Source organism: Cryobacterium sp. (genome assembly GCF_026786305.1).
Taxonomy (GTDB): domain Bacteria; phylum Actinomycetota; class Actinomycetes; order Actinomycetales; family Microbacteriaceae; genus Cryobacterium.
On sequence record NZ_JAJAYI010000074.1, the window covers coordinates 38,979 to 51,067 of the forward strand.

Annotated in this window: 10 protein-coding genes, 3 tRNA genes and 1 riboswitch; of the genes, 4 read left to right on the forward strand and 9 right to left on the reverse strand. The window is 64.4% G+C overall.

Features of this window, described 5'->3' with window-relative positions:
• Window positions 1-19 precede the first annotated feature (19 nt).
• From LH475_RS09570 to LH475_RS09590, 5 genes are all read right to left on the reverse strand, one after another.
• Window positions 20-1,042: a glycosyltransferase gene (locus LH475_RS09570; protein ID WP_297413660.1), complete on the reverse strand. Its 1,023-nt coding sequence runs from the start codon at window positions 1,040-1,042 to the stop codon at window positions 20-22.
• Window positions 1,042-2,508 carry a polysaccharide biosynthesis tyrosine autokinase gene (locus LH475_RS09575; protein ID WP_196844735.1) on the reverse strand — a complete coding sequence of 489 codons (1,467 nt, stop codon included), beginning with the start codon at window positions 2,506-2,508 and terminating at the stop codon, window positions 1,042-1,044. Before LH475_RS09575 ends, LH475_RS09570 begins: the two co-directional genes overlap by 1 nt.
• 128 nt (window positions 2,509-2,636) lie before the next feature.
• Window positions 2,637-3,410, reverse strand: coding sequence for a CDP-alcohol phosphatidyltransferase family protein (locus LH475_RS09580; protein WP_196844734.1), 774 nt, complete (start codon window positions 3,408-3,410; stop codon window positions 2,637-2,639).
• Entirely contained in the window at window positions 3,407-4,660 is a 1,254-nt protein-coding gene (locus LH475_RS09585) for a DUF1972 domain-containing protein (protein WP_196844733.1), read from the reverse strand. Before LH475_RS09585 ends, LH475_RS09580 begins: the two co-directional genes overlap by 4 nt.
• A 1-nt stretch (window position 4,661) precedes the next feature.
• Complete coding sequence (locus tag LH475_RS09590; protein ID WP_196844732.1) at window positions 4,662-6,209, reverse strand: sugar transferase; 1,548 nt, start codon at window positions 6,207-6,209, stop codon at window positions 4,662-4,664.
• A 485-nt stretch (window positions 6,210-6,694) separates the two neighbouring features.
• Between LH475_RS09590 and LH475_RS09595 the strand changes: the two genes are divergently transcribed.
• A complete protein-coding gene (locus LH475_RS09595) occupies window positions 6,695-7,744 on the forward strand; it encodes a dipeptidase (protein WP_297413663.1) in 1,050 nt (349 codons plus the stop codon).
• A 58-nt stretch (window positions 7,745-7,802) separates the two neighbouring features.
• A riboswitch (guanidine-III (ykkC-III) riboswitch) is annotated at window positions 7,803-7,866 on the forward strand.
• Between the two features lie 11 nt (window positions 7,867-7,877).
• Entirely contained in the window at window positions 7,878-8,201 is a 324-nt protein-coding gene (locus LH475_RS09600) for a multidrug efflux SMR transporter (RefSeq protein ID WP_196844730.1), read from the forward strand.
• Between the two features lie 153 nt (window positions 8,202-8,354).
• Here the strand turns inward: LH475_RS09600 and LH475_RS09605 are convergent, their stop codons facing one another.
• The 4 genes from LH475_RS09605 to LH475_RS09620 form a co-directional block, all read right to left on the reverse strand.
• Window positions 8,355-8,678: a hypothetical protein gene (locus LH475_RS09605; RefSeq protein ID WP_196844729.1), complete on the reverse strand. Its 324-nt coding sequence runs from the start codon at window positions 8,676-8,678 to the stop codon at window positions 8,355-8,357.
• A 399-nt stretch (window positions 8,679-9,077) separates the two neighbouring features.
• Window positions 9,078-9,153, reverse strand: a tRNA-Phe gene (locus LH475_RS09610).
• A 68-nt stretch (window positions 9,154-9,221) separates the two neighbouring features.
• Window positions 9,222-9,295 (reverse strand) — tRNA-Asp (locus tag LH475_RS09615).
• A gap of 85 nt (window positions 9,296-9,380) precedes the next feature.
• Window positions 9,381-9,453 (reverse strand) — tRNA-Glu (locus LH475_RS09620).
• Window positions 9,454-9,824: 371 nt separating this feature from the next.
• On the opposite strand from LH475_RS09620, the gene LH475_RS09625 reads away from it, so the two are divergent.
• Window positions 9,825-11,069 (forward strand): M23 family metallopeptidase, encoded by a 1,245-nt coding sequence (locus tag LH475_RS09625; RefSeq protein WP_297413666.1) that lies wholly within the window; start codon window positions 9,825-9,827, stop codon window positions 11,067-11,069.
• Window positions 11,062-12,089, forward strand: a 1,028-nt coding sequence (locus LH475_RS09630; protein ID WP_297413668.1) for a hypothetical protein, incomplete at its 3' end; no start/stop codon positions are given. The genes LH475_RS09625 and LH475_RS09630, both read left to right, overlap by 8 nt.

Consider the following 12,089-nt stretch of genomic DNA (forward strand, 5'->3'; position numbering starts at 1 on the left):
GCCCGACTATCGGGTGCGGTCAGCGTGAGCGCAGAGCCTGAACGGCTCGGCCATACGCTTCAACGTGGTCGGCTGCCCCGACGGTCCAGCGGCGCTGCGAGAGGGCGGGTGCACGCGTGCTGCGCGGCCGCCGGGCACCCGCGATGGCATCGGCCAGAACCCGAGCCGACAGCGGTACGGAATAGGTGAGCACCCACTCGGCACCGACCTCCTCAGCCAGTGCGTTGGTCACCGCGTTCCGGGGTACCAATACCGGCCGGTCGAGCGAGAGTGCCAGCAGGGCGGCGCCGGAGTTGTGCATATCGGCATACGGCAATACCACCAGTTCGGCGGCACCGATGGCGTCGGCCAGCTCGGCATCGCTCGCGTGGCGCAGCACGAACTCGATGCGTGGGTCGCCGGCCGCGGCGAGCTGCAGGCGCTGGGCCAGCTCGCTCGATTGGGGAGACCCCACGATGCGCAGGGTCGGCGTGACGGCCGACGTGGAGTCGCCAGGAGCGCCGGCGCCGAGCTGGCGAAAAGTATCGATGAGGACGTCTACGCCCTTATACGGGCGAATGAGCCCGAAGTAGAGCAGTCGACCCGGCACTGGAGCGCCTGGCGTCTGGGCCGAGTACCAGTCCCGGTAATCGCCATGCGGAATTGTGCGCTCCAACGCGCCCGCCGGCACCGGGGTGAAGGGGTTGAGCCGAATCCACAGTGTGGTGCGTTGGTCGAAGCGTCGGAGCAACCGTTGATCGCGCCGGGGCGCTGATTCGTGGCTGCGCACGTTGTGCACGGTGCGCACAACCGCGGTACGACGCAGCCGCAGCCGCGCCAAGAACAGGCGGAACAGCATCCGTCTGGCTCGTGCCCGCACCGGCGTACGACCCTGCAACAGAATCTCGGGCCAGTGCACGTGGAACACGTCGTACCGGGCCGTGAGCGCACGGCGCCAGGTGAAGCCGAGCACCTCCACGTGCGGGCCCAGTGACCGGCTCAATTGCAGCAGGTAGGGGTTCGTCGTAACGCGGCCCTCCGGAAACGACTGGAGGACCCGCACTACGACGACCGCGTCGATTCCGACGTGCGGGAGCTGCGGCGGCCCGTCTCATCAAAGGTGGTGCGAGGTGTCCTCGTGGCCGTGACCCGGTTGGCCGTACCCGGAGTCAGTGGGGCGACGCCGGTTACCGGAGCGAGCGGCCCGTAGTACACCTCGGCGCGGCGTTCACGCACCTGGTTGAGCACGATGCCGAGGATGCGGGCATTGACCGCTTCGAGTGATTCCAGAGTGGTCGCCAACTGTTGGCGGGTGGTCGACTTGTAGCGGGCCACAACGATGGCGCCGTCGGTGAGGTGCGATAGGCCGAGGGCATCCGTGGCCGGCAGCAGGGGCGGCGAATCAACGACGATGAAGTCGTAGTCCAGCAGCAGGCGTTGCATCAGGGTCTTCATCGCCGCCGAACCGAGCAACTGCCCGGGGTTGGGCGGTACGGCGCCGGACGGCAGCACGTCGAGCCCGTCCGACCAGCGCACGATGGCATCGTCGGGCCCGACATCGCCGAGCAACACGGTGGTGAGGCCCACGTCGCCTTCGAGGTCGCACAGCTCGGCGATCGACGGGCGCCGCAGGTCGGCATCGATCAGCAGCACCCGCAAGGACCGTTCCGCCATGGCGAGGGCCAGGTTGATCGCGGTCGTCGACTTGCCGTCGCGCGTGACCGCCGATGTGACCACGGTGCTGCGCGGGGGGCTGTCCACGTCGATGAACTCCAGGTTGGCCCGCACCCTGCGGTAGGCCTCGGCTAGAGCGCTGTGCGGCATCACCCGCATCACCAGGCCGGCCGGGTCGGTGCGCTTCTTGCGACCGACAATCCCGAGCAGGGGATCGGACGAGACCCGGTCGAGGTCTTTTTCCGTGCTCACGCGGGTGTCGAGCACCTCGCGGGCCAGGGCGTAGAGGACGCCGAGAACGAGCCCGAGCAACAATCCGGTGATGATGATGAGCTGTGTGTTCGGTGCAAACGGGCTACCGGGGAGCTGCGCGGGAGAAACCGTTTTGACCGTAATCGACGGCAGTTTGTCGGGTCCCTTCGGCGCCAGATTCTCCACCGTGGTGGCGAGGGAACTAGAGACGGCATCGGATAGGGCCACGGCCTGCTCCGCAGATCGGCTGGTGACGGTGATGTTGATGAACACGGTGTTGATGGGAGTAACCGCGGTGACGCGGGAAGCGAGGGCCTGGGCGGAAATGTTCAATCCGAGCTGGCTGATCACCGGCTCCAGAACGGTCGGCGTCGTGGCGAGTTGCGCGTACGACTGCACGAGGTTTTGCGTGAACGTTGACGTTTGCAGAAGCTCGCTGGTGGTCTCACCCCGGTCGCTCGTGACGAAGACGCTGTTGGTAGCCTGGTACTGCGCGGGGAGGGTGGCCGCATAACCCCACGCCACCGCACCGCCGAGAAGGCCCACGATGACGATGAGCAGCCACCGTCTCGTGATGGTTCTCAAATAGTCGATTGGTTCCACAGCTATCTCCGTCCGGTTGGCCCCACACTACAATCACGTTGACTAATACTCACCTCTGAACGCACGAGAGAGCATCCCCAGAAGGGGTTACACGGCAGGCTCACGCGCTGAGAACAGCGAATGCCGGGCTACGGTCGGGCCACTCCGGCGCGACCCAGCGCGGTCATGTCCCGAAACCATTTGCCGAGCGCGAGCGCGAGATAAAGCGCATTGGCGACGAAGAGCAGGGCGTACAGGCCGAGGAAGGCCAGCGGAGCCCCGAGCAGCACGAAGGCCAGGCAGAGCACGCCGTAGTCGGTTGGCACACCGAGAAGGGACCGCACTACGGTGCGGGGGGCCGCGGAGAGCGGCGCTGAGGGCGCATGTTTGGCCTTGAGCAGGTCATTCAGAATCATTGCAAAGAATGACACTGCGGCCACGGCCGTGAACCCTATCGGCACGAGCAGCCAGGCCGAATTCGATAGCGGAAAGTGCGAGAACATCGTGATGAGCACCGCCAGGTGCAAAGTGGAGATCTTGATGGAGTCAACGACATGATCGAGCCATTCACCCGAGGGCGACCCACCACCGCGCAATCGCGCGACCTGGCCGTCGGCCGAGTCGAAGGCATACCCGGTGGCGAGCAACAGCCACACGACGATTCCGAGCCACCAACTCGGCTCACCGATCGCGAGCAGGCCGATGGCGCAGAAGGTGAAGCCAGCGCTGATCGCTGTGACGTTGTTCGGGGTCAGGCCCAGACGGAATGCGCCGGCCGCGAGGTACCGGCCAACCCGGCGGTTCACGTAGACGGAATACGCCGGCGCCCCACGGGCAGCGGTCTTTTGCGCGGAGGACAATCGGCGCACGGTGTCGAAGTAGGTTTCGGTCACCCTCGTGGCCTGAGCTGGAGAGCTGGTCATAATGTGATCCCCCTGGTCGGTGCGGTTGACGGTTGTGGGCTCATGCTGTCGGAAAGGCTCCAGGCCGAGACTCCGGCGCGGCCGTTGCTTTGGCGGCGGGTGCTGTAGCCCACGGCCACGCGCCGGGCGAGTTGTTCGTAGCTGGCCGTGACGCTGTCCCAGTTGTAGAGCTGCTCGGCGCGCTGTTGCAGTGCCGCCGCAACCTCCGCGACTCGCTCGGGGCTGACCTCGGCGTCTTCGATCAGGGCGCTGAGGGAGTCCGCCCGCGAGAAGTAGGCACCATTGGCGCCGAGTACCTCGCGATTGAAGACGACGTCCCACGCGATGACTTTGGTGCCGGCACCCATCGCCCGCAAGAGGGACGGGTTGGTGCCGCCGACCGAATGACCATGCAGGTAGGTGCTGGCGTGCGTGTAGAGCTGGTCGAGCTGGTCCTGGTCCCAGACGCTGCCGAGCATGTGAATGCGGGAATCGGATGCGGCCAGGTCGCTGATGCGGGTGGTGTGATCGGCCGCATACGGTGCCGAGCCGACGACGACGAGAGGCAGCAGCGCGCCGCTTGCGCGGTATCCCTCGACGATGACGTCGACGTGGTTCTCTGGCTCGAAACGGGCGACGACGAGGTGGTAGCCGCCGGGGCGGAGTCCGAGTTCAAAGAGTCGATCGGTCGGGGTGTCGTGCAAAATTCGGGTGCCGTACGAGATCAGCTCCGTCGGAATGGAAAACTCGTCCCGGTAGTAGTCGACGATTCCCTGAGCATCGGCGATGAGGGCATCCGCTTCACGTACCGAGACTTCCTCGGCCCAGCGATAGTATCGCCGACCGGCGCCGCCCCATTTATCGCGCTTCCATTCGAGCCCATCGACGTGCACGACACTGGGAATTCCGCGCAGCCGCAACAAGGGAACGAAGGGGGCGTTGGCGGCGTTGAACACGAAAGCGACATCGGCCGGGCGATGCAGGGTCGCGTGAAGCACCGACAGCCCGGTGTGGCTCAAGGTCTCGAGGATCTTGTGGCGCAGCGCCGGCAGTTCAACGAGCTTCATGCCGAGGTATTCTTTTGGCACCGGCTGGGCCGTGCGGCGACAGTAGACGGTCACGTCGTGGCCGCGGTCGACGAGTCGTCGACCGATCTCCTCGATGGCAGTTTCAAAGCCACCATAGGCTGCGGGTACTCCGCGGGTACCGATCATTGCGATACTCAGACGCCGGTGTCTGGTCGGCGCCGTGCGTTCGGTCCCCGCGGTCATGTCAATACGCCCCAACTGGTTGGATGACGGTTTTAAAGGTGCGCCAAATGATCATCAGGTCGCCAGCGAGTGACCAGTTCTCGACGTAGTACAGGTCGAGCCGAACGCTGTCTTCCCAGCTGAGATTGGAGCGGCCATTGACCTGCCACATACCGGTCAGTCCGGGCTTGATGTATAGACGGCGGTGCACGTGGGTCTCGTAGACCTGAACTTCCTCGGGTAGTGGCGGGCGCGGTCCGACCAGGCTCATCTCGCCGACAAAAATGTTCCACAATTGGGGCAGCTCGTCGAGGGAGTACTTGCGCAGCACTCGACCGATCTTGGTAATGCGAGGGTCGTTGCGAATCTTGAACAGCACCCCCGCGGCCTCGTTTTGGTCGAGCAGGCCGGCCAGGTCGTCTTCCGCCGTCCGCACCATGGAACGAAACTTGATCATGCGGAACGTTTGTCCGTTGCGGCCGCACCGTTCCTGCCGAAACAGCACGGGTCCCGGGCTGTCCAGTTTGATGAGCACGGCGATCACGGCGAGCACGGGCAGCAAGAACAACAGGGCGAGGGCCGTTGTGACGATGTCCAGGGTGCGCTTGAGGGCATGGCGCCCCCCTTCGAACCGGGGAATTTCGACGTGGATCAGCGGGAGGCCGTCAACCGGACGAAAGTGGATGCGGGGACCAGCGACATCCGTCAACCGGCTGGAGAGAACCAGCTCCGCAGACGTTCCCTCGAGGTCCCAGCCGAGGTTACGAATGTAGGAACTGCCGCCGCTGGGCTGCCCGGCCACGATGACCGTGTCGACGCCCATAGCGGCCGCCGCAGCGGCGACATGCTCGAAATCGGACACGATCGGCACCATGCGCTCGCCCGCCGAGATCTCGTCTCCGATGCCGTCTTCGAGAGCGGCACCGACGATGTAGTAGGCAGCGCCAGCCTTCGTGTCGATCTGACTGACCACGTATTCAACGTCATCGCGGTTTCCGACGACGATCACGCGCGAGAGGTAGTGGCCGAACTTGCGCTGGTGCAGCAGCCATTTGCGCCACAGCCACCGTTCCAGAACCAATGCGAGAATGCCGAGCGGAAGCGCCAGAACAAAATAGAGCCGGGCGATGTCGATGTGAAAGATCAGGAAGACGATGGCGAGCATGCCGAAGGTCACGGCGCTAGCGTTGATGACCTGTTTGTACTCGCTCGCTCCGACACCGACGACGCGGGAGTCTCGGGTGTGAAAGAGCTCGAGGGTCGTGAGCCAGGTCACCACGATCAGGAGCGACACGAGCCAGTAGTTGGCGCTGAACGATCCCGGCACTGCCGGAATACCGTCCACGCCGAACCGAGAGACCAGCGCAACACCGACTGCGAGCACAATGAAGGTGACATCGGTCAGTCTCAGCTTGGTGCGATACCGCCGCGCCCAGATCAGCCCGGAGGAGGGGGTATCGACCGCAATATCGGTGTGCGCCGATACCACCTGGTCAACGAGCCGAAGCTTGGGGGTGCGGCGCAGGGGCAGCGACTGCGCGAAGGCCGCGGGTGAATCTGATTCACTCATAAGTCATTCCCCCTATGGTCGAACGTGAAAGCGGTGCCACGTGTAGCCGGTGTAGTGCGGTGGAGCAAATACTCGTGAAGGTGATTCTGGGGGTGGATCCGCGGGGTGGTGTGGATGTCACGTTTTCATTCCCTGCAGTCGGGTTTACAGGAACAGGTGGTCGTAATGACAAGTTGACAATGCTGGCACTTGTCGTTCGATGGAGCGCGGCGTAGGAAGATGATTCTTTCTCAGCAACTTACTGGCAGACACTACCCCGATTCAAGTAGGCGGCGCTGTAACCTCTACGGGGGTCAAAATCCCCTGTCTGGGGGAGCCTGCGGGGTCTGTGTGCCTGCAGAGCGGCTACTGCCGTCTCAATGCCCGGTATTGCGGGCTGAAATCAGGTTCGCTGCGCCGGAGTGCCTTCTGCCCGAGTACACGAAATGCCCGATGAAAGGGGTCCTAGGCTGGTCGGAGCGCATCGATTGCCGGGAAGAGTTCACATGACCGTAAGAATTCCGAAATTTGCCGTTATTGACGGGCACAACGACCTCGCCTGGGCCTGCCGCGAGCATCGTGACTATTCCGTTACCGGGCTGGACTCTGAGCACGATTCGAGGGGCAGTCAGTTGCAAACGGATGTCCCCAAGTTGCGTCGAGGAGGGGTGCAGGGCCAGTTCTGGTCGGTGTGGGTGCACACCGATCTTGAGGGCACCGATTCGGTGCAGGCGACGCTGGAGCAGATCGACTTCATTCACCGTCTGATTGCGGCTTATCCCGCTGACTTTGAACGGGCCGTCACCGCCGACGACGTCGAGCGAGCCCAGCACGGCGGAAGAGTTGCGTCGCTCCTCGGGGTCGAGGGCGGTAATCAGATGAACAACTCACTCGCTGTGCTCCGCGAGTACGCGCGACTGGGCGTGCGCTATATGACGCTGACCTGGAACTCGTCGACGGAGTGGGCTGACGCTGCTGTCGGCGATGTGACCCATAACGGCCTCAACGAGCGCGGACGGGCCATCATTGCGGAAATGAACCGCATCGGCATGATGGTCGACCTGTCGCACGTCTCCGCTGCCACCATGCAGGACGCCCTCGACGCCACAGCGCTTCCCCTTCTCTTCAGCCACTCCTCGTGTTTTGCCCTCAATCCACACCCGCGCAACGTGCCGGATGTGATTCTCACCCAGCTCGCCGCCAACGACGGTGTGCAGATGATCACCTTCGTACCGGCTTTCATCTCGGCCGACTACCGGAGCTGGGAAGATAATGGTTCGGTGGGTGACAAGCCGGTGGTCACCGTGGCGCACGTTGCCGACCACGTGGAGCACGCCCGCAGCTTGGCCGGCGTCGATCACATCGGTCTCGGCGGCGACTTCGACGGCTGCCCCGACATGCCGGTCGGCCTGGCCAACGTGTCGGAATACCCGAACCTGTTCGCGGAGCTCGAGCGTCGGGGGTGGAGCGAGGCCGACCTCGCCAAGCTTGGCCACCAGAACGTGCTGCGCGTGCTTCGCGCCAACGACCCCGCCTACCGGGCCTTCATGGCCTAAGCCCCTCGGCGCTTCACTGCTACACAGGCGTTGCCCAGTCGGCGTGCCTACGGTCGAAGCAGGTCGTGGAACGCGGCCCCGGACGACGGATCAGTACCCGGAACGCGACAAGACTGGCCGAGGAGTATCAGCCATGTTGTGGATTGTGCTTATTGCGTCCGGGGTTCTCGAAGCCGTCTGGGCGACGGCGCTCGGAAAGTCCGCGGGCTTCACCAAGTTGTGGCCGACCGTCATTTTCGGTGGTGCGCTCGCGCTCAGCATGGCCGGTCTGGCCTGGGCGATGCGGGAGATTCCGATCGGAACGGCTTACGCCGTGTGGGTCGGGGTCGGCGCGGCGCTCACCGTGATCTGGGCGATGATCAGCGGTGATGCGAGCGTGTCGTGGTTGAAGATCGCCCTGTTGCTCGGCCTGATCAGCTGCATAGTCGGCCTCAAACTCGTCGATGGTGCGCCCTGAACCCTGACGTGGCACGGTGCCGGAGCAGAAGTGGGCGCTCAAACCGTCAGGCCAGGTCACTCGTGCGGCCGTCGCTCGAAAACGCGTCGGTACCCTCGCTGAAAATCGTCGGCGTGCCCGCGCAGGGGAGCGTCGCAGGCTTCTCGTGCAAAGTTAGGAGCCGGTGCCCAATGGTTGCGCCGGGCAAAACCGCCTCGGCGAGAGCGATCTGAGCGCTGTCACCGGTCCGGGTCCTTGGAGACTGCGCGTCAGCGCGACGTCGCGCAGCGCCCCACGCAGAATCTTCGAACCGATCGGCGAGAATTTCGCGCTTCCACCCGCGGCAGCGAGGGCGAACCCGTCCCGCAGCAGCGCGGCGAACCAGACCCGGGCCAGATAGGCCGGAGCGGCGGTCTCCATGAACCGGGCGTGAAGGGCAGACATAGGGGAGAGGGTCTCGTTGCCGTCGAACATGATCACTGACGGCGTACTGTTCATGGCTCGTTCCCTTGGTTGGTTCGGATAAAAACGCACGCCGGCGCGGAACGGCGATGGCCTCGAGGTCTGAGGGCAGGCCGAGATTTTTCGTCGGGTGAAACGTGAGCGTGGGAGACCAGGTAGTCGCCCACGCGATGGATTCGAGGGCCACGAGCTGCTGCACAAATTCCGCATGCACCCGAGAAAACTCGCGAATCGACATTGCTCCAGCTCTCGAATCACGACGGGTACGCTCAAACAGCTCTACTCTCGATCTCAGTTGCCGACCCGCTCTCTTTTCGCCCTGGGAGGCGAGTGAAGCGTGCCGCAAATGTGGGCAAAGTGTGGGTTTGGGACGAAAAACACCGAAACCTGACGGGCGGTTAAACAGAAAAACTCCCGTGTGAACGGGAGCTTTAGTGGTGGCCCCGACCGGCGTCGATCCGGTGACCTTTCGATTTTCAGTCGAACGCTCTACCAACTGAGCTACAGGGCCCCAAAGACGCGTCAAAACGCCTCTTCTAAGGAAAAAAGCCCTTCCTTTCGAAAGGGCTATTGCCTTTGCGACCCTGACCGGACTTGAACCGGCGACCTCCGCCGTGACAGGGCGGCGCGCTAACCAACTGCGCTACAGGGCCTCGTTGCAAAACTGCGAATCTGTGTGCGAGGCACGTGGTAAGACTATTCTATTTTTTTTGCGACTTCGTGCACGTGCTGTTTGCGTAGCCCCAACGGGATTCGAACCCGTGTTAACGCCGTGAAAGGGCGCCGTCCTAGGCCGCTAAACGATGGGGCCGTGAGCCATAGACGTCATGGCTGCCGAAGAGTAAGCATACGGTCTTGTGGGGCTGAGGCCAAATCGGCGCGCGCAACATCCGCTGGAATATTGATCAATTTGCGACGTTCGTTCACAGCGCGCCCGCAAATAGCCGGGCCAGCGAGCATTTCGCGGGTTAGATTCACCAGTAGGACTGGGCGAACCGTGCCCACCTTGTTACTCTGAGGAGTCCGCTCCGGCGCACGTTGCGACTGCCAAAAGCCTGTTGGGAAACAATGATTCATATGAGAACCGTGATTGGCCGTGGTACGTACACACCTGCTCGCCGCTTGCGTGTGGCCAATCGGTGGCCACGACACACCCTGGCGCTGACCAGCATCGTGGCGGCCATGACCCTTCTAGTGACCTTGGTGAGCCCGGTATCCTCGGCCCGCGCCGTCGATTACCCCTCGTGGCAGGACCTGCAGAATGCCAAGGCGAACACCGCCTCGGCCGCCGCGCAGGTGACCGCTATCGAGAATCTCATCGCCGGCCTGCAGGAGCGGGTGCAAGAGACTCAGGCCTCCGCCGAGAAGAGCGCCAACGAGCTCGAGGTCGCCCAGCAAGATTTCGACGACGCCACCCGCCGTGCCGAAGACATTCAGTTGCAGGCGGACGCCAGCAAGGCCACAGCGGATGCCGCCACCAAGCAGGCTGGCCAGCTCGCCGCCCAGCTCTACCGCACCGGCGGCACCGATCTGAGCGTGAATCTGTTCCTCGAGGGGCAGGGTGACGGCGCCGATGCCGACCTGCTGCTGGCGAAACTGGGCAACATGAGCAAGCTCGTCGAGCGCAGCTCAGATGTGTACGACGAGGCGCAGTCCGCCACCAACAATGCGCAGTCCCTGGGCGACCAGGCCAAGCTCGCACAAGCCGAGCGCGAAACCCTCCGCCTCGCCGCTGAGACGGCGCTCGCGGCTGCCCAGGCCGCGGCCGAGTCTGCAGCGAACGCCCTCGCCGAGTCCCAAGCCAAGAGCGTCGAGCTGGAACAACAACTGCAGTTCATGCGCGACGCCCAGGCCACGACTACAGCCGGGTATGAAGCCGGTGTGGCCGAGCGCGCCCGCCTGGAAGCCATTCGTGTCGCGGCAGCAGCAGCGGCAGCCAGAGCAGCGGCGGCAGCGGCGGCGGCGGCGGCCGCGAGTAGTGGTGGCTCCGGCGGGTCGGTGAGCATGTCCGGCTGGGGTGTTCCGGCCAGCGGACGTATCACCGCCGGCTACGGACCCCGATCGGTCATCTGTAATGGTGGCGAGTGCAGCGGCAGCTTCCACTACGCGACCGACCTCGGCACCGGCTGTGGCGCGCCCATCTACGCCGCCCACGCCGGCGTTGTCACCTGGGCCGGACGCCTCGGCACCTACGGCAACTTTGTGAAGATCAGCCACGGCGACAACGTGTCGACCGGGTACGCCCACATTCGGGACGGCGGCTTCAGCGTGAGCGTCGGCCAGACGGTCTCGGCCGGGCAGCTCATCGCCAGTTCCGGTGACACCGGAGCCGCCAACGGCTGCCACCTGCACTTCGAAGTGTGGATTGGTGGAAACCGCATCAATCCCGTTCCATTCATGGCCGACCGGGGAGCATCACTTGGCTAAGAGCACCACCGCACAGAACACCGCAACCGCACGCGCAGGAGTTCGCTCAAAGTCGAAACGGCTGCTCTCCGCCGTGGCCATCGGTGCGGTCTCGGCGGTCACGGCCACCGTTGCCGCAGCCGGCAGCGCCGCTTTCGCCGCCCCCGACTACCCGAGCTGGAACGACGTCGAAAAGGCCAAGCAGAACGAGTCGACCAAGCAGGCGGAGATCGCGACTCTCGGCGAATTGCTCGATGGCCTGGCGGCCCAGGCCGCGAAGGCCGTGACGACCGCCCTGATTGCGGCCGAGGCTTACCGTGTGACGCAAGACGCTCTGGATGCCGCCAGCGCGCGGGAAACCAGCCTCAGCGAGCAGGCTGAAACGGCCGAAGCCAGCGCGGCGACATCGAAGATGCGCGCCGGCCTGATCGCCGCGCACCTCGCCAAATCCGGCGCAAACGGTCTGTCGCTCAATCTGTTTCTGAACGGCAACAGTGCTGACGACCTGCTCAACCAGCTCGGCACGGCCAGCAAACTCAGCGAACAGTCGGAGCGGATCTACACCGAGGCCATGCAGGACAAGAACGCGGCCGAGTCCCTCGGGGAGCAGGCCGCATCGGCGACCAAGGAACGTGAACGTCTCACCGAAGAGTCCAAGACCACCTTCAATGCGGCCACCACCAGTTCCGCCGCCGCCCAGACCGCGTATGACACCCAGCAGCGCAAGTCGAGCCAGCTGTTCGAACAGCTCGCCCTGCTCAAAGACACCACGGTCGAGGCCGAGCGCAGCTTCCACGCAGGCGAGGACGCGGCAGCTGCGGCCACCGCGTTCGCGCGGGCGCAAGCCTCCGCTGCTGCGATAGCGGAGGCCGCGGCGGCGCAAGCAGCGCGGGACGCGACCGCAGTCGGTTCTGGTTCTGGTTCTCGTTCTGGCTCATCAGGTTCAGGTTCCGGGCTACGTTCCGGGTCGGTCACCCCGGTCGCGCCCACCGCACCGGTCGCGTCGGCCGCACCGGTCGCGTCGGCCGCACCGGTCGCGCC